Annotated in this window: 13 protein-coding genes; 7 read left to right on the top strand and 6 right to left on the bottom strand. The window is 51.5% G+C overall.

The window, feature by feature from the left end:
• Window positions 1–63: 63 nt before the first annotated feature.
• Window positions 64–1,353 (top strand): serine/threonine-protein kinase, encoded by a 1,290-nt coding sequence (locus RBT11_16445; GenBank protein ID MDX9788369.1) that lies wholly within the window; start codon window positions 64–66, stop codon window positions 1,351–1,353.
• Here the strand turns inward: RBT11_16445 and RBT11_16440 are convergent.
• Both RBT11_16440 and purF read right to left on the bottom strand, forming a co-directional pair.
• Window positions 1,328–2,344, bottom strand: a complete 1,017-nt coding sequence (locus RBT11_16440) for a radical SAM protein (protein ID MDX9788368.1) — start codon at window positions 2,342–2,344, stop codon at window positions 1,328–1,330. The two genes, RBT11_16445 and RBT11_16440, sit on opposite strands and share 26 nt — an antisense overlap.
• 24 nt (window positions 2,345–2,368) lie before the next feature.
• The gene (gene purF / locus RBT11_16435; protein ID MDX9788367.1) at window positions 2,369–3,775 is read right to left on the bottom strand and encodes an amidophosphoribosyltransferase; all 1,407 of its coding nucleotides are present in this window, start codon (window positions 3,773–3,775) and stop codon (window positions 2,369–2,371) included.
• Between the two features lie 291 nt (window positions 3,776–4,066).
• Between purF and glnE the strand changes: the two genes are divergently transcribed.
• Window positions 4,067–6,991 (top strand): bifunctional [glutamate--ammonia ligase]-adenylyl-L-tyrosine phosphorylase/[glutamate--ammonia-ligase] adenylyltransferase, encoded by a 2,925-nt coding sequence (glnE, locus tag RBT11_16430; protein MDX9788366.1) that lies wholly within the window; start codon window positions 4,067–4,069, stop codon window positions 6,989–6,991.
• Here the strand turns inward: glnE and RBT11_16425 are convergent.
• Window positions 6,988–8,673 carry a cation:proton antiporter gene (locus RBT11_16425; protein MDX9788365.1) on the bottom strand — a complete coding sequence of 562 codons (1,686 nt, stop codon included), beginning with the start codon at window positions 8,671–8,673 and terminating at the stop codon, window positions 6,988–6,990. The two genes, glnE and RBT11_16425, sit on opposite strands and share 4 nt — an antisense overlap.
• 160 nt (window positions 8,674–8,833) lie before the next feature.
• On the opposite strand from RBT11_16425, the gene RBT11_16420 reads away from it, so the two are divergent.
• Complete coding sequence (locus RBT11_16420) at window positions 8,834–9,343, top strand: dihydrofolate reductase family protein (GenBank protein ID MDX9788364.1); 510 nt, start codon at window positions 8,834–8,836, stop codon at window positions 9,341–9,343.
• A 53-nt stretch (window positions 9,344–9,396) separates the two neighbouring features.
• Here RBT11_16420 and RBT11_16415 read toward each other — a convergent pair whose 3' ends face one another.
• On the bottom strand, window positions 9,397–9,951 hold the full coding sequence (locus tag RBT11_16415; protein ID MDX9788363.1) for a DUF177 domain-containing protein: 555 nt from the start codon (window positions 9,949–9,951) through the stop codon (window positions 9,397–9,399).
• Window positions 9,952–10,038: 87 nt separating this feature from the next.
• Here RBT11_16415 and RBT11_16410 point away from each other — a divergent pair, with 87 nt between their 5' ends.
• The 4 genes from RBT11_16410 to RBT11_16395 all read left to right on the top strand — a co-directional run bounded on the left by RBT11_16410 (window position 10,039) and on the right by RBT11_16395 (window position 14,767).
• Window positions 10,039–10,584 (top strand): regulatory protein RecX, encoded by a 546-nt coding sequence (locus RBT11_16410; GenBank protein MDX9788362.1) that lies wholly within the window; start codon window positions 10,039–10,041, stop codon window positions 10,582–10,584.
• Between the two features lie 147 nt (window positions 10,585–10,731).
• The gene (locus RBT11_16405; GenBank protein ID MDX9788361.1) at window positions 10,732–11,382 is read left to right on the top strand and encodes an XTP/dITP diphosphatase; all 651 of its coding nucleotides are present in this window, start codon (window positions 10,732–10,734) and stop codon (window positions 11,380–11,382) included.
• A gap of 53 nt (window positions 11,383–11,435) precedes the next feature.
• Window positions 11,436–13,493 (top strand): phosphoenolpyruvate carboxykinase (GTP), encoded by a 2,058-nt coding sequence (locus RBT11_16400; protein MDX9788360.1) that lies wholly within the window; start codon window positions 11,436–11,438, stop codon window positions 13,491–13,493.
• 5 nt (window positions 13,494–13,498) lie between these two features.
• Window positions 13,499–14,767, top strand: a complete 1,269-nt coding sequence (locus RBT11_16395; protein ID MDX9788359.1) for an AmpG family muropeptide MFS transporter — start codon at window positions 13,499–13,501, stop codon at window positions 14,765–14,767.
• Between the two features lie 120 nt (window positions 14,768–14,887).
• Here RBT11_16395 and RBT11_16390 read toward each other — a convergent pair whose 3' ends face one another.
• Both RBT11_16390 and RBT11_16385 read right to left on the bottom strand, forming a co-directional pair.
• A complete protein-coding gene (locus RBT11_16390) occupies window positions 14,888–15,928 on the bottom strand; it encodes a KamA family radical SAM protein (protein MDX9788358.1) in 1,041 nt (346 codons plus the stop codon).
• A 258-nt stretch (window positions 15,929–16,186) separates the two neighbouring features.
• Window positions 16,187–17,620: a hypothetical protein gene (locus tag RBT11_16385; protein ID MDX9788357.1), complete on the bottom strand. Its 1,434-nt coding sequence runs from the start codon at window positions 17,618–17,620 to the stop codon at window positions 16,187–16,189.
• Window positions 17,621–17,914: the final 294 nt, after the last annotated feature.

The following is a 17,914-nucleotide window of genomic DNA, read 5'->3' as shown; positions in this document are numbered from 1 at the left end:
CGAGCACGTTCCATTCGTTTCCGACATTCGACAATTAAATCCCTTCTAAAGGGAAAGGCCGCCATGCCATTCGACATGACATTGAAAAAGCTGGGCCGTTATGAAATCAAGGCCAAAATCGGCGAGGGCGGCATGGGCACCGTTTTCGAAGCGCTCGATCCGGTGCTTGAACGGAAAGTCGCCTTAAAGATCAGCAGACTTTTTGACAATGCGTCAAGCAAGCCCGATCAACCGCAGTTGGCGCTATTTATCAAAGAGGCACGGCTGGCGGCGCAGTTCATTCACCCCAACATCGCCATCACCTATGATGCCGGGTTTGAAGAAGACATGTTTTTCATGGCGTTAGAATTTATTGACGGCGCCGGCCTTCAGATGCATTCGCGGCCGCCGCAGTTGCTTCCGAAGGCACAGGTCATCGAGATTATATATAATATCTGCTATGCTCTCGATTATATTCATAGCAAGGGATATCTGCACCTGGACATCAAACCGTCCAATATCATGCTCACGCAAAAGGGCGAGGTCAAATTGATGGATTTCGGCATCTCGCGGCTCATGAAAGAACGCCCGCAGGCCGAGGATGGTCTGGCCGGTTCTATTTTTTATCTCGCCCCCGAGCAGGCGTATCCCGGGCAACAACTCAACCATCAGACCGATTTATACTCTCTGGGTGCCGTGCTATATGAACTCTTATGCGGTCAGCGGCTTTATGAGGGCGACGACCCATACCAGCTTCTGTATAAAATTTCTCATAAAGAGCCGATGCCGATTGCGAACCTCATTCCCGAAATTTCACCTGAAATTTCCCGTATCATTCAAAGAGCGCTGAACAAGGACAGAAAAAAACGCTTTCAGTCCGCAAGGGAGTTTGCCGATGCCCTGCAACCCATTATCCGCGGCAACGATACGCTCTTAATGGATCAACAGGACAAACGGAAAATGGCGTTTTTGCGTCAGCTTTACATGTTCCGCCATTTTCAACTATCTGACTTAAAAGAAATTATTCGCCTGTCCGCCTGGAATGCCTATAAAAAGGACACCTGGATTCTCGAAACTTCGGACAGCCACAGCAAGATTTATGTGATGATTCACGGAACCGCATCCCTGCATCTGGGCGAAGAGGCAAAGCCGCTTCAAAAGGGGGAGGTGTTCGGGGAATCGGCCATTCTCTACCCCCTGTCCGCCGGCGCGAAAATTCGGGCGGAATCCGATTGCGTGGTGATGAGCATTAACGCCAACCTCCTCAATCAGGCCGATGAATCGCTTCAGGTGAAATTTTTAAAAGAATTTTATAGCAAAAAGGTCAGGCAGTTGGTGGAAGCAAACCTTAAGATGATTCGGCAGCGCTTTTAATTTCCTCTTTGAGCATGCAACAGGCGATCTTATAGGCCGGCTTCCCGTCCGCAGTGTATTCGATATTGCCCGGCTGAATGATTTTGTTCATCACGCACCCTTCCGGAATACTGAGGGGAAATAGATCCATTTCATTTATTTTCGGCGTATTTACCAACCGGTCCTTTTCAATGACGTGGCTGTGAAACGGAAAATCCTCACACAGCGGGCAGCGATACACGCGGCCGTTGGGAAAGAGAAAATAGTTTTCCGCCTCGATGCCGGCGCAGGCAAAGGGCTCTTCGGGACGCAAAAACACCTTCGGATAGGTCACGGTGATGCCCAGCCGGGCAACGCGATCCGCCACCTCCGGAATAATCCCCAGCCACTCTTCCGGCAATAATTGAAGGCACTTGCGGTCCGATTCGGGCGCCGCGGACTTGCCTCGAATGCCGATAACCTGAATAAAAAACCGATGCAGGCCCAACTTCGCCAACAATTCGGGCATGCGATGAATTTCGTGAAGATTTTCCCGGCTCACCGTATAGATCAGGCTGGTGTGAAAGCCTTTTTGCCCGGCATTCCGAATGCCCTTCAGGCAGGTGTCGTATGAGCCCCTGCCCCGAATTCGATCATTGGTCTCACGCGTCGCACCGTCCAGGCTGAAACTAAAAAAATCCACCTCCCCGGGCGCCACCTTTGATAAAATATTATGAAAGAGATAGCCGTTGGTATCAATGGTGATGGATTCATAGCCCATGGCTCTGGCAGCTTTAACCGATTGAGAGAGGGCCGGATGCAGGGTCGGCTCGCCGCCGAGAAAGATGACATTGGCATGCCGGCTTTTATCGGCGAAAAGTTTCAGCCAGGAAATAACGGTATCAAGGGCGAGGGGAGCCGTGCCATGCTGCGCCGGGTTGATATAGCAATGCGTGCAGGACAGATTGCATCCGGTGAGAATATGGAAAAACACGTTGAGCGCGTTTTTTGAAAAAGCGACCGTTTTTTTCATTTGCCCGGCACGTTAAAAAATTATCTATTGTATTTCAAGGCAATTTTTGGACAGATCCTCATCAAAGGACACCGGGTAACACCCGTCAAAACAGGCTTTGCAAAAACTGTTCTCGGGATCCTCCACACCGGTTGCTTCCAACAACCCCTTTAAGCTCAGGTAATGGAGCGAATCGAGGCCCAAATACTCCTTGAGTTCCGGGACCGACATTTTCGCGGCAATAAGCTCTCCTTTGGTTGAAAAATCGATGCCGTAATGGCAGGGAAACCGATGGGGAGGCCCGCTGACCCGCATGTGAACACGTTTTACACCAAGCTCCCGCAGGGCTTTGACGCGGGTGCGGACGGTCGTGCCGCGAATGATGGAGTCTTCAATAATAATAATTTCTTTTCCTTTAAGAAGGGACCGAACCGGGTTCAGTTTGATGCGAACGGCAAAATCCCGCATGCTTTGGGTCGGCTGAATAAAAGTTCTGCCCACATAATGGTTTCGAATCATGCCCATTTCAAACGGAATACCGGATTCCTGGGCATACCCTATCGCAGCATAGTTTCCAGAATCCGGAAAAGGCATCACGAAATCGGCGGATACGGGGGCTTCCCGCGCGAGCCTGCGGCCGTGCGCTTTTCTGACTTCATAGACGGTTTTTCCGAAAATAGAGCTGTCCGGCCTGGCAAAATAAATAAATTCAAACACACAGAATCGCTTTTTGTCCGGCTCGGCGTAACGAATGCTTTTGACCCCGTTCGGTCCGATAATCACGATTTCACCAGGGTCGAGAGACCGAATAAATTCCGCCTGCACCAGGTCCAGGGCGCAGGTTTCAGAGGCCAGCACATAGCTGCCGTTGAGTTTACCGAGGCTTAACGGGCGAAACCCGTGGGGATCCTTGATGCCGACCACCTCTCCCCGGTTCGTTAGCATGACAAAGGAAAATGCCCCCTTAATTCGCGATGCGGTTTCAACCAACGCCTGCTCAAAGCCCTTACCCAGATTTTTCACGAAAAGATGAAGAAAAACCTCACTGTCCATCGTGGTTTGAAAAATAGAGCCCGTTTCTTCCAGTTCATTTCGCAGGGTGTGCGCATTGACCAGATTGCCGTTATGGGCCACCGCATAAGTCCGCTGGCGGTGCTGAACCACCAGCGGCTGTGCATTGGTAAGAATCGAGCTGCCGGTGGTGGAATATCTCACATGACCGATGGCGCTTCGCCCCTTTAATTGTTCGAGCTGCGGCATGTTAAAGACTTCGGCGACAAGCCCCATCCCTTTATGCTGCCGCATGATATTTTCCTCGACAACCGCTATCCCGGCGCTTTCCTGCCCGCGATGTTGAAGGGCGTATAATCCAAAATAGGTCAGCTTGGCTGCATCGGCATGATCCTGAATGCCGAATAAGCCGCAAGCTTCGCGTGGTTTTTCCGAATAGATATCTTCCAATGCACTTTCTCCAAAACAGTTTTGTGACAGCCGCTTTCCCACCCCTTTAACACAGGAATCTGCCGAGTGCAAACGCTTGCAAGCCAATCAAATTCCACTATAAGTTATGCTAATAAAACAAAAAAAAATTAATCTTACAGCAGCTCCCGCGCATTTGGAATATGGCACAGCGCGTTAGACCCCCCATCAAAAACATGCAAGAAAGAACGTGCATAATGGGAGAGGGCCTGATAGTGTTCAGCAACCGCTTGGAAAACCCCATTGTAAGGAACCCCAAATTCTATGACGCAAGATAGCCTTATCCCCGCCAAGCAATCATTGGAATCTGAAGATTACTGGCGGGCATTTTGCGATGCCGCCAAGACCCGCGGCCTTACTCCGCCGGAGGATCCAGACTTTATCAGGATCGCCAAACCCATCTTTTATTTCAGCGAGTTTATCCGTCGAAGTTGCCTTCTTGATCCGGCACTGCCGGCAGAACTGGTACAAAGCGGCGATCTGCGAAAAAGCGGTCGATCTGCGGATTATCTACCTTATTTACAGGCCCGTATAGCGTCAGTCGCCGACGAAGCCTTGCTGGGACAAATTCTCTGCAACCTTCGTCGCCGGGAAATGGTGCGAATTGCCTGGCGGGATTTGGCCGGATGGGCCGATCTGGATGAAACCATGGGCGATTTGTCTGCGTTTGCCGATGCCTGCCTGGAAACGACGCTGGCGTATCTTTACCGGGCCCAATGCGGGCTATATGGCCTTCCACTGAATGCCGCGCATCATCCTCAGCAACTGGTGGTCATCGGCATGGGAAAACTCGGTTCCCGTGAATTGAATTTTTCCTCGGATATCGATCTGATATTTGCTTATCCCGAAAGCGGCCAAACCGATGGCGGCACTCGCGCCATCAGTAACGAAGAATTTTTTGTGCGCTTGTGCCGCAAGTATGTGAAAATTTTAAGCACCGTCACTTCGGACGGCCCTTTGTTCCGGGTGGATATTCGATTGCGGCCTTTCGGCGATAATGGCCCCCTGGTGATGAGCTTTGACAATATGGAAGATTATTACCAACAGCAAGGCCGGGACTGGGAACGGTATGCATGGATCAAGGCCCGCGCCGCAGCAGGGGATTTAGACGCAGGAAAGCGGCTGATAGAAAGGTTGCGGCCCTTTATTTACAGACGATATTTTGATTACAGCGCCTTTGAATCCATTCGGGACATGAAACTTAAAATCGCTCGGGAAGTCGCCCAGAAAAAAATGCAGAATAATATCAAGCTGGGACCGGGCGGCATACGAGAAATCGAATTTTTCGGACAAACCTTTCAGCTGCTTCGCGGGGGCGTGACACCGGCGCTGCAATGCGGCCCTATTCAGGAGACGCTCAACCAACTCGTCCGTGAAAACCATATTACACCGGAAGTTTGCGGGGCACTAACCGAGGCTTATCGGTTTTTAAGACATACGGAGCACCGGTTACAAGAATATGCGGACCAGCAGACGCATCAATTGCCTGAAAAACAGGATGAGAGGCAACGGCTGGCCGCATCAATGGGGTTTCCCGAGCCGGAGGCGTTTTTTCAAGCGCTTCAGCGCCATCGGCAATTGGTGCATCAGCATTTCAATCAACTTCTAGAGCTTGAACCATCAGAAAACATGGAGGAAAGCACAGCGTCCTTCGCCGAAAATCTCAACACCCGAATAGCCGCTCTGTGGCTTGCACCCCTGTCGGAATTCGGCGAAACCCTGCTGCTCGATGCCGGATACAACTCCCCCAAAGAAATTGCGACCCTATTGGACACCTTGCATCACGACCCCTCCACGCGGGCGCTTAGCCCCGCCGGCAAAAAGCGGCTGGATAAGGTCATTCCCGAATTGCTGTTGCGCGCCGCCCAAGCGCGCGAGCCGCAAGTGGTGTTGGCCAGACTGCTGGATCTGATCAAAACGATTCAACGTCGGACGACTTACCTGGCCCTGCTTCAGGAAAACCCGACGGCCTTAACCCGTTTGGTGGAATTTGCCGATGCCAGTCCGTGGATGATTTCTTATTTAATGCGCCACCCGGTGCTGCTTGACGAACTGCTGGATCCGCGAACCCTTTATGCCCCTCCCAATCGCCCGGAACTTGCAGAGGAAATCGACCGGCGCTATGAGCTGATCGATCCCGATGATCTGGAATACCAGATGGAAGTGTTACGGATTTTCAAGCAGACCAACACGCTTCGCGTGGCAGCCGCTGACATCGGCGGCGTGCTGCCGTTAATGAAAGTGAGCGATCATTTATCCGATATTGCCGAAATCTCCGTCGCAAAGACAGTGGATCTTACCTGGCGCCATCTGGTCGAAAAACACGGGACGCCGAATTGCATGCTTGACAATACGCCGCTGGATCGGGGATTTGCTGTCATTGCCTATGGAAAACTCGGCGGTCTGGAGCTTGGCTACGACTCAGACCTGGATCTGGTGTTTCTTCATGCCTGCACCGGCGCACAAACCCGGGGCGGTTCCCGGCCCTTGGATATTCCGCAGTTTTTTTCCCGGTTGGGCCAGCGGGTCATTCACTTTCTGTCCGCGCACACACCGGCCGGCGTTCTTTATGAAACGGACATGCGGCTAAGACCCAGTGGAACCAGCGGCCTGCTGGTCTGTCACATTGATGCCTGGGAGGAATATCAGATGAAAGACGCCTGGACCTGGGAACATCAGGCGCTGGTGCGGGCCCGCGGCATCTGCGGGGATTCGGCGCTAATTGCGCGTTTTGAAACCGTGCGGCTTCGGGCGCTTTCCCGTCCCCGACGCAAGGCCATTTTAAAAAAAGAGGTGTCGGACATGCGCGAGCGCATGCGCCGGGAACATGGGGGTCACCCTTCAACTGACTTCAATCTCAAACATGATCCCGGCGGCATGGTGGATATCGAATTTCTGGTTCAATACATTGTGCTCTTGATGGCGCACCGCTATCCGCAACTGCTGAAATGGACCGATAATGTGCGACAAATTCAGGCCCTGGCGGAGGAAAAAATTATCGGAGATGACATGGCGCATCAACTTCGAACGGCCTACCTGACCTACCGGTCCATGGCCCACCGGTTAAGCTTACAGGAAGCACCTCCGGTCGTGCCAGCGGATCAATTCAAAGCCTATCGGCAAACGATTATGCGCTTTTGGCATCACGTGCTGGGCCAACCGGATCAGCCACCAAAGGGTCTTTCTTAACGAAAACTTTTTATCAGCGCCAGGAAATCCGTGAAATTCTTCGTTCGAAGCACCTGTTCAAGCATTTTCGGTTCACGAAAACACCGCGCTATTTCGGAACCGATCACTAACTGCACACGGGGATCGTTTCTCGGCGTCAGCAGAAGAAAAATAATATTGGCCGGTTTGCCGTCCGGTGCGTCAAAGTCGATGCCCGTATCGGAAATACCAACCGCGACAATGGCCTCTTTAAGTCCTTCAATTCGTGCATGCGGCAGCGCTATTCCCTTGCCAAGGCCCGTGCTAAGCGCTTCCTCGCGATCCCAGACCGCTGCTTCGATTGCTTCTATATTCAGACCGCTGATCGCTTCACACACGGCCGTCGTCATTTCATGAATGACATTCCGTCGCGAAACGGCTTTTAGTTCACGGAAAAAAAGTTTTGACAACAATGAATCCTGAAGCCGCCACCTTTTTGAAGGCCGAAGGATGAGTCGAATGCCGGGCCCACTCATCATGGAGGTGGCAATGGCCATAATAACCAGCGCGACAAAAAGTCGTTGGCTGATAATCCCCGCTTGCAGGGCAAGCAGCCCGATGATGATTCCCATGGCGCCAACGGAAACCATTGCAAAACCGACCGCCCGCGCCTCCTGGGCGGGCATCCCCCCCCAACGAGCGCCCAAAACCCCCCCGGCGAGTTTAACAACACAGACAAGCCCAAGGACCGTTAACACAAGGGGAAGATCAAAATGCGCCAGAAAATCCACTTTAAGCCCAATGCTAGCAAAAAACACGGGCGCAAAAATAAAGGAAACAAAATGGTCAATGGTTACCCTCGTGCTTTCGCGCAAGTGCGCGGAATCGCCAATAGCCGCCCCCACAAGAAAGGCGCCAAAAATGGCATGGATTCCAATCCATTCGGTAAAAGCGGCGCCGAGCATCGCCAGAATCAGCGCAAAGCTAAGCTCGCCTCCGGGCCATCGCGTATAAGCCTGCACAAACGGCAACACTCTGTGAATCAACCAGCGGCCGATGGTAAGGATTCCGGCGGCAAAGGCTATGGTCAGCGTAATCGTCTGCATGATATTATTTCCGCGATCTGCGCTCTCGCCCATCAGTCCCAAAATGATGGCGAACACAATCCAGCCGATCAGATCGTTAAAGATGGCGGCGCTAATCACCACCATTCCGAGATCGCTTCGGTAAAGATCCATATCCATCAGCGTTTTCGCAATAATGGGCAGCGCGGAAATTGACATGGCGATGGCTAAAACCAGCGCGAACACCAATGGATTTGCATCCGGCTGCTTGCCGAGCGCCTGCGGCGCCAGCCAAGCCACCAAAAAAGCGAAAAAAAATGGAACGGCAATGCTTGCCATGCCGACTTTTAACCCGGCCTTGCCCTGCTTCCAAAGGGTTGACAAATCCACCTCGATACCGGCAACCATTAAAAAAAACACAATCGCGAGTGTCGCGATGGTATCCATGGCAACGGCATTCGGTCCCTGGGGGGGAAAGAGAAATAAGCCGAGCTCGGGCGACACATTTCCCAAAACGGTCGGGCCTAGCAATACACCGGCAAGTAACTCCCCCAATACGGCAGGCTGTCGCAACCGTTGTGCCACCTCACCGAGTGCACGGGCAAAACACAACAACACTCCGAAAGATAAAAGCATCACGCTAACGGCATGTGAATTCATGTTGCCATATCATCCATCGCGCACATGCGCGGTTCGCACCGAAGGTGCATCAAATCCGATTGCGGTAACGGCTCCGCTATGATAGCGATCTATCTGTGAAATCTCAATTTAAAACGAAGCCGAATATGATAAGGGTCTAAATTCGGTCAGGATGGCTCGCATGAAAATCATTCTTGTAATCGCACTAACCGTGGATGGAAAAATCGGTCTCAGCTCGGAACATTTTCCCGACTGGACCGAGCTGGCGGATAAACAGATGTTTAAGCGCATCTCCAAAGAGTCAGGCGTCATTATCATGGGATCCAAGACCTTTGATACACTGGACAAACCCCTTCCAGACAGAAAACATGTGGTGCTGACGAGAAAAAAACACCGCCGGTCCGAAACTGCGCAGGTCGAATTCACCGCCAAATCTCCCGCTGAAATTGTGGCAGATCTGGAAGCGCAAGGCTATAGCCAGGCAGTGCTCGGCGGCGGCAGCCGAGTTAATTTTCTTTTTGCTCAGGCGGGACTAATTGATGAAATATTGGTTACCTTTTCCCCAAAAATTTTCGGGGCGGGCTTATCGCTCTTTTCAGATCAGATTCAAATGAATCTGGCCTTATTGGAAACCGGAACGATCGGCGAGCACACCGTGTTTGCCCGATATCAGGTCATCCGTTCGCGCTGATCTTAACAGGGAAACGGCCGACCTTCGATTCTGGCGTCAAAAAGCACCATCCCTCAATCCTTCCGGGGCGGAAGCTTAAGGGCTTTTAAAACGGCGAATCGCGGATCTATGCCGTTATTTTTCTCGCAGGTGCAGCCGCCTTTGTTAAGATTTTCCCCGCAAGTGTGGCAAAGCCCCTTGCATGTCGATGCGCAAACCGGACTTACCGGAAAGAGCATTACCACCTGTTCCTGAACGGCATCGTGTAAATCGATGATATCCCCTTCGTAGAAAACAAGCCCGAGATCCTCGGCCTGAAGGGCAAATTCGCTTTGTTCTTCCTTTATTTCAGGTAGATTCTTAGTGAAACTCACAGAAAAATGATCCGCCAAAATGGTATCAAATTCCTCCAGGCACCGGCTGCACATAAGGCGAACGCCGATATGAAGGTTCCCGGACACCGCCACCATGTCCATCACCTTTTTAACCGCTACCACCCCTGCAATATTCCCGAGAAATTCGCACTCTCCCTGTTCCTGCATCTCTTTTAACACGGCAAAGCGATTCACCGGCTCATTAAGCTCTATAACGATACCATTTTCCGGTAAAGAGGCGACTCGAATCTGCATCTTGTTCTCCTGAAAAAATGCCTGTATAGGGTTGATCGTGTCCTATAGTAGATAATACGAAACTCAAAAAAATCAAAGAAAACTTCTATGTCGCCACTGAAACCCACGGCGAACGCGCCGAGTGATAAGGAAGAAAGTTCTTCCTCATCAAAAGAGGCCGAACGCGCTGGTAAAGCCGCTGCCTTTCGGCTTCTCGCCCGTCGGAATCTCACGCGCCGGGAATTATCCCTCAAGCTCTCTGCTCGCGGATTTGACGAAAAAACGACCACCCGCGTTCTTGCGGCCTGTGAACGGCTTCATTATGTAAATGACAATGAATTCGCCTTGGCCTACCGAAAACAAATGACGCAAAAAGGGTATGGCGCCCGTCGAATCAGAATGGCAATGAAACAAAAAGGTTTTACCGCTCGGCAGATTGATGCGGCCTTTTCCGATTATGACCTGACCACCGATGAAAACAGGGTGGCAGCCGAGGTGCTGGCCCGGAAAATAAACACCCTTCGTCATCTTTCAAATGACCTGAGAAAAAAAGAAAAGTTGTATCGGTTTCTTTATTCTCGAGGGTTTACCCAATCCACCATTTTTGAGAGCTTCCGAACCATTCAGCCCGATACCGATACCGGATCGACATAAAAAATCTTGCCAAAAATTCAGGGATGCATTACGTAATTCAATTACGCTTCTATCGGTGCCGTATCTTCACGGTTTCGGCGAAAATGATTTTATAAGCTTTTGTTATTAAAAGAAAATAAAGGATAGAATCCATCAGGAGCCGTTTCGGTGACAAAACTTTTGCAATTGGTAATCGCCTCCGGCAACAAGGGAAAAACCGCTGAAATAAAAGAGCTGCTTAAAGGGTTTCCCATACAGATCAAAAACCTGACTGACTTCGGCCCGATTCCGCCGGTGATTGAAAATGGGCTTAACTTTGAGGAAAATGCCTATAAAAAAGCCAGCCTTACGGCGCGCGTGCTGGGATTTCCCGCCCTGGCCGACGATTCCGGGCTTTGTGTCGAGGCCCTGGGCGGCGCCCCGGGTGTTTTTTCCGCCCGTTACGCCGGTGAGCATGCCACCGACGCGCAACGGTGTGACTATCTGCTCTCCGAGATGAAAGGCAAAACCAATCGGAAAGCTGCGTTCGAGTGCGTTATTTCCATTGCGGTGCCAACCGGTCCGGCGCTTACCTACGAATCCCGCTGCGAAGGCCGAATCACCGAGCACACGGTCGGCACGAATGGCTTTGGCTATGATCCGATTTTTTTCTATCCCCCCTTAAATAAAACCTTTGCCCAATTATCCCAAGAGGAAAAAGGACGAGTCAGTCATCGGGGCAAAGCCCTGCGGGAAGTGCGCAAGGAGTTCGATAAAATTCTGGTCTGGATTCGCCAGCATATGCCGGAACCCGAAAAATTCGGTTGTCAGGGAGGATAGCGCGCTTTGCGTACACAGCGGCATGGCGGTTTAAATATAATTGAAAATTTAGAATGTTACGTATAAAAACGGCGGTTTTGGCCAGAAGCTTGATCACCGGCCTTAAAGGAGAAAAAGAGATGGGAATGGGAAAAGAAAATTACAGCCTGACACTGGAAAAAGGAATTGATATCGTTCTGCAACTGGGAGGCATCAGCACCCTGGCGGATGCGTGGAATGTTTTCAAGGCAAAAATGGATGCCGCCAATTTTTCCAAAATTCAGAAAATCAAGAATGAAAAAGTGCTGCTTAAAATTGCCAACGCCATCGCGATGTGCGTTCCGGATGCTGTTTTCGTCAACACGGGCACGGAAAAAGACCGGGAATTTGTCCGCGACTTATCCCTTAAAAAAGGGGAAGAAGCCCCGCTTCCCATGAAAAACCACACCATTCACTACGATTTAAAAGAAGAGCAGGGCCGTATCGTGGATCGAACGTTCTACATCATCAACCCGGACGAAAAGGTCAGCAGCCTTGCCAACGGGATGGTGCGTGCTCAGGCGCTAACGGAAGTCAAAGAGAAAATGGCCGGCATCATGCGCGGCAAAACCATGATTCTGGGCTTTTATATGAGGGGGCCCGTGGGAGCGCCGGCATCCAATCCGGCCCTTGAAATGAGCAGCAGCACCTATGTATTGCACAGTGCCGATCTATTGTATCGAAATGCTTTTGATCAGTTTGACGCGGAAGTCACCCGTCTGGGTCATTTTTTCACGAATATTCACAGCGAGGGCCTAAACCGGCCAGAAGATCTGCCCAACGCCCGGGTTCTGATGGATCGCAGTTACCGGACCACCTATAGTTTTAATTGCACCTATGCGGGCAACACGCTGTTGATGAAAAAGGGAAATCATCGGTTTGCCGTGGACAAGGCCGTTTATGAAGGCCGCGGCCGGGAACTGGCCGAACATATGTTCATAACCGGCATCAAAGGACCCAGCGGGCGGGTGACCTGGGTGGCCGGAGCGGCCCCGAGCGGTTGCGGCAAAACCACGACCGCGATGGCCGGCGATTGTTTTATCGGCGACGATCTGGCACAGATGTGGATTGACCCGAACGGCTCGCTTCGCGCCGTCAACCCTGAAAGCGGCATTTTCGGTATCGTGGAGGACGTGAACTGGGACGGCGATCCACAACTGATGAAACTTCTCAGGGAACCCGGCACGGAAGTCATCTGGACCAATGTGCTGATTGATGAAAACGGTGTGCCCCACTGGACGGGAAACGGCGAGCCCCAACCGGAACGGGGTCGTAATTTTCAAGGCGAATGGGTTCGGGGAAAAGTAGATCAAAACGGCAAGGAAGTTCCGATTTCCCATCCCAATGCCCGGTGCACGCTCATGAGCAGCGCCCTTGCCAATTACTCGGACCGATCTGAAGATTCCACCGGTGTCGGCATTCGCATCATCACCTACAGCGGACGGGACAGCAACACCATGCCGCCAGTAAGGGTCGCCAACAATACGGATGAGGGGGTGGTCATCGGCGCTTGCATCGTCTCGGCAGCAACCGCCACCGAGGTGGGCGCCACCGGCGTAAAACGCGCGCCGTGGGCCAATGCCCCTTTTATTCCAGGCGCCCTGGGTGACTACATGGATGCCCAGTTTAAATTTTTCGGCAGCAACCAAATCACCGAGGCCAAGCGACCGATTCTGGCCGGCCTGAACTACTTTCTGACCGATGAGGCCCGGGGCGGAAATTCCAAAAAACTGCTGGGCGAAAAACGGGATGTCAAAGTGTGGCTGGCATGGCTGGAACGGCTTGTTCACCGGGAAGTCGGCGGAATCGACTCGCCCATCGGGTTATTGCCAAGGTATGAGGATTTAAAAGGCCTTTTTAAGTCGATCATACAAAAGGAGTATTCCGAATCGTTATACATCAAGCAGTTTTCACTATATCTGGATAATATTCTTGACCGCGTCGATCTTCAGATCGCCGCCTACGGCAAGGAAGTGAATATTCCCAACCGGCTATTTGAAATTCTGGAGGCACAAAAGTCCGGTCTTCAGGCGCTGAAAGACACCTTTGGCTCGATCGTAACCCCGGCGCAGTTGATCGAACTTCAACAATAGGCATTTTGGTCGGAACGTGGCCACTTGCGCCGATAAAAACCGCCGGGAGAAACGAGCTGCTTACACTCATTTTCAGCCGACGCATGCTGACGGCATTTCTGATGGGGTTTTTCTGCGGGTTGCCCCTGTTGCTGACAAAGGATGTGCTTCAAGCGTGGATGAGTGATTCGGGTATGGATTTGTCCGTGATCGGGCTGATGTCCCTTGCGGGGATTCCCTACACCGTCAAGTTTCTTTGGGCGCCGTTTCTGGACCGGTTCAGCTTGCCCGTGCTGGGCCGGCGGCGGGGATGGTTGTTGATTGCACAGCTATGCCTGACGGCATCGATCGCGGGGCTGGCGCTGTTGTCAACGCCCCTGAAGAGTCCTGCGCTGATCGTCATCATGGCCTTCTGGGTGTGCTTTTTCAGCGCGTCCCAGGATGTGGTGACGGATGCTTATCGCCGAGAGGATCTGCCCACGCAGGAATTGGGACTCGGATCGGCCTTATATGTGAATGGATACCGGCTCGGAATGATCCTGGCCGGCGGGGGCGGGCTGATACTGGCGGATCATCTGTCCTTTTCCACCGTCTATCTTTTGATGGCCGCCTGTTTATTGCCCGGAATCGCGACAACCCTATTAACGCCGGAGCCGGCAGCCCCCTTCGGCATGCCGCAAACCATTCGCCAGGCCGTCATTCACCCGCTCACGGAATATTTCAACCGGCCGCAGGCACTGTCCATCCTTGGTTTCATTCTGCTTTATAAAATCGGCGATACGATGGCCGCCACCATGGCCATGCCCTTTTATCTGGCTGCCGGATACGGCAAAACCCAGATCGGCGCTGTTGTCAAAATTTTCGGGTTTTGGGCCACCATCGGCGGCGGGCTGGCCGGCGGCATTCTGATGCTTCGATTCGGCATATATCGATGCCTCTGGTGGTTCGGCATTCTTCAAGCCTCATCAACCGCCTGTTTTGCGGTTTTAGCCCGAATAGCGCCTTCTCTGCCCGCCCTCAGCAGCGTCATCGCCTTTGAAAACTTAAGCAGCGGCATGGGGACGGCGGCCTATGCCGCGTTTTTAGCCGGCCTGACCCATAAACGCTTTACGGCCACCCAATACGCCCTTCTTAGCAGCATCATGGGCATTCCGCGCGTATTTGCCGGCGCCGCCACCGGATACCTCGCCCAATGGATCGGCTGGGAGCTCTTTTTCATCTTCTGCACCCTTATGGCCGTTCCCGGCTTGCTGCTGCTGAAGACCATCGGCAATCAAAACACCGAATCGTTATAACGCAATGGGGCACGATCCTTTCTGAAAAAAAAGTGTAACTGCTCAGTAGCCAGGAGACAGAATCCAGAATTCTGTATTCCTGAGTAGTTACAAAAAAATTTTGGTTTCAGGCTGTTTTACTCAATCCACCGGATATTCGAATTGTTTTCCGCTATAGGTTTCTACGGTAAGCCGGCTTTGTGAGACACCTTTTACATATTCCGACAGCAACGGAACCTTTCCGCCGCCGCCCGGTACATCGATCACGTAATGGGGCATACACAAACCCGAGGTGTGTCCCTGAATTAGCGACATGATTTCAAGTCCTTTTTGAATGGGAACCCGAAAATGGCCGGTTCCCCGAACCAGATCCGGATGGTGCAGATAGTAGGGCCGAACCCGGAGTTTAAGCAGTTGCTGAAAAAGTTGTTTCATGATGATCGCATCATCATTGACACCTTTCAACAACACGGTCTGGTTTCCCAGCGGCATTCCGGCATCGGCCAATCGGGCGCAGGCCACTGCGGCTTCGGGCGTTATTTCCCGCGGGTGATTGAAGTGGGTATTCACATAGAGTGGATGAAATTGTTTCAGCATCGATACCAGGCGGTGGGTGATTCTTTGCGGCAGGGTACACGGTGTTCGGGTATGAATGCGAATCACTTCGATATGTGCGATTTTTCGAAGCGCGGAGAGAATCCGTTCAAGCGCATCGGTCTCCAGCAGCAAGGGATCTCCGCCGGAGAGAATCACGTCCCGCACCCGGGGTTCCCGGCGCAGATAGTCAATGACATCAAACAGCACCGAATCCGTAAACGCCGGCAAAGGCAGGCCCACGCGCCGCTTGCGCATGCAAAAGCGACAATACGCCGCGCATTCATTGGAAACCAGAAGCACCACCCGGTCCGGATAGCGATGAATCAGATTTGAAACCGGGGACAGCGGCTCTTCGGCCAAGGGATCCGGAACACCGACCTCATCGGTTAACTCGGCCGCATTCGGTACAACCTGCCGCCAAATCGCATCGTCTTTCGTTTCAATCAGTGAAAAATAATACGGGTTGATGCAAAAAGGATAGCGAGCCGCTACAGAAGAAACCCTCGCGGTATCGATCGGCAAGTGCTCGGCCAGTTGCCTTGCGTTGGTGAGGCTTTGTCGAAGAATCTCCCGCCAGTTTTCCATTCTGCGTCTGTACTCGATTCATCATCGGTTTCCGGATCGCTTCCTATGGCACAGGCCGGGTGGTTTTGCAAGTCATTCAGCGCGGTTTTTCTGCGCGGCCCGCCCCCTTTTGGGCTCGTTCTTTTCCATGCGGCACAATAAAAAACGCCCTCCCTCCCCGAAGGGAAAAAAGGCGTTTATATTTTCTTTGCTACGCAATCGGCGACTATATGTCAGTCACCAAGCGCAACGCACCGCGCGTATGGCATACGCGCCCGATTAAAACTGCCAGGTCAACTCAATGGTATCCACGTAGGCGGTTTCATCAAAAGCCGGCCCAAGACGGTCTTCAACACCATCCCCGGGGAAAAATACCGCGATAACATTTCCGATAGAAAAATGCGGGTTAAAGCTATAGGTCAATTGAAGATCCGCCTCAATACCGACCTCATCATCAATGGATTTTCCCGCTACTTGCTCTAACGCACCTTGTTCTTCAAAGGCAAAATACATCACCTGCGTTTTATAGGAAAGTTGATCGGTCAGGCACCCTCTGGCACCGATCCCCATCATGATCATACCCGGGGCATCCGCTTTGGAAGAATTGCTGATGCCGCCATAACCGGCTTTAGAACCCAGCACATTAAAATTGTTCGAGTACAAGTGGGTGCCAAGCGCCGGGACATAACGATAGATCATGGCATTTTCCATACCGAACGTCGGGGTGTACCGACCAATGTTGGTAATGCCGTTAAACGCTTCAATATCATCATCGTTGGGATCATCATCGCCGCTCAAATAGTACCCGCCCACGTAGACATTAAGCGCCTTGCTGATACCCGCTTCAATTGACGCAAAGGCACCAAACGCACTGATATCCAAGTCTTGATTGGTTAAGGTTTGCTCGCCGGTTGCATAGACGAATTCAAAGCGCGGGGTAAATATGCCGAGCTTGCCATAGCCCTCAACCCCCATATAATGCACATTGGCACTTCGGTCTTCATTGTCGCTGAACGCATAAAGAGGGGCCAGTGTAAATCCGTTCAAATCAAATCCAACGCGCAAGGTATATACCCGCCAGTCCAGACTATCGCCGTCTATGACACCGCCGGCCCCCTGGTTTGATATATCATCTTGCACGATAATATAAAGGGCTTCCCACTTGTTTTTACCGAAGGCCCCTTCCAGACCGATATAGGGATGATCATCCCCATAAAGAATGCCGCCACTCATAATATCAAGAAACTTGGTGTTCCAACCGGTATTTATTTTACAGGGACCAAAATTATACCCGAAGTTTAGTTTCTCTATACCAAAATCCTCACCGGTAAAACCGGTATCCATCTGGTTAAAATAACCAGCGGTCTTATCGGCGCCGCGGTCTGCGTTGGCTTTATTCAAATTGAAATCCGATTCGAGAATGATCATAAAATCCCAATCATCCGCCTTGGCATCCCAGCCGATGCGAGCTTCCGTGCGGACGGCATGGTTTTCCATCGTGCCGTTTTCGTCGATAATAAAGTCATACCGAGTGTCATCGGAATTAAAATCGGCATTTTCGATAAAATGGGGAAAGGTTTTAAGGCTGCCGAACATGTTTATCTCGATGTCTTTGCTTTTGGCAATGACATCTCCTAAGTCGGCCATAGCGGTAAACGGCAGAAAAATCAGACTCGCAACTAACAGGCTGGCTATCAAGCTTTTCTTCATCATATTCTCCTCTTAAGATTATAATTAGCGTGTGTATTCAGCAAGTAACCGAATTAAAATTTGGCTTCTAATGAATGGGCTGCGGCTTTCACCTCCTTTGTAGAATTGAATTATTGCCCAAATCAGTTACCAACGCTATTCTTTCCAGGCGGTTTGGGCGAACCGAAATAACGATATGATCCGGCAATAAATATTTTACCCCTACCAATTCTTTCTAATCCAAGTCAAGCATATTTTGGGGTATCCATGCGCAGTGCTTAATAAAAATAAAGCGTTATGACATTCAACATTATCAAA

The sequence above is a fragment of the Desulfobacterales bacterium genome (assembly GCA_034003325.1).
In the GTDB taxonomy this organism is placed as follows: Bacteria; Desulfobacterota; Desulfobacteria; order Desulfobacterales; family JAFDDL01; genus JAVEYW01.
Note: the sequence above shows the minus strand (reverse complement) of the source record. Positions and strands in the feature narration are given on the sequence as shown.

Coding starts and splice junctions, on each gene's coding strand:
- RBT11_16445 (MDX9788369.1), top strand. CDS start 64: ATGCCATTCGACATGACATTGAAAAAGCTGGGCCGTTATGAAATCAAG.
- RBT11_16440 (MDX9788368.1), bottom strand. CDS start 2,344: ATGAAAAAAACGGTCGCTTTTTCAAAAAACGCGCTCAACGTGTTTTTC.
- glnE (MDX9788366.1), top strand. CDS start 4,067: ATGACGCAAGATAGCCTTATCCCCGCCAAGCAATCATTGGAATCTGAA.
- RBT11_16425 (MDX9788365.1), bottom strand. CDS start 8,673: ATGAATTCACATGCCGTTAGCGTGATGCTTTTATCTTTCGGAGTGTTG.
- RBT11_16420 (MDX9788364.1), top strand. CDS start 8,834: ATGAAAATCATTCTTGTAATCGCACTAACCGTGGATGGAAAAATCGGT.
- RBT11_16415 (MDX9788363.1), bottom strand. CDS start 9,951: ATGCAGATTCGAGTCGCCTCTTTACCGGAAAATGGTATCGTTATAGAG.
- RBT11_16410 (MDX9788362.1), top strand. CDS start 10,039: ATGTCGCCACTGAAACCCACGGCGAACGCGCCGAGTGATAAGGAAGAA.
- RBT11_16400 (MDX9788360.1), top strand. CDS start 11,436: ATGTTACGTATAAAAACGGCGGTTTTGGCCAGAAGCTTGATCACCGGC.
- RBT11_16390 (MDX9788358.1), bottom strand. CDS start 15,928: ATGGAAAACTGGCGGGAGATTCTTCGACAAAGCCTCACCAACGCAAGG.
- RBT11_16385 (MDX9788357.1), bottom strand. CDS start 17,620: ATGATGAAGAAAAGCTTGATAGCCAGCCTGTTAGTTGCGAGTCTGATT.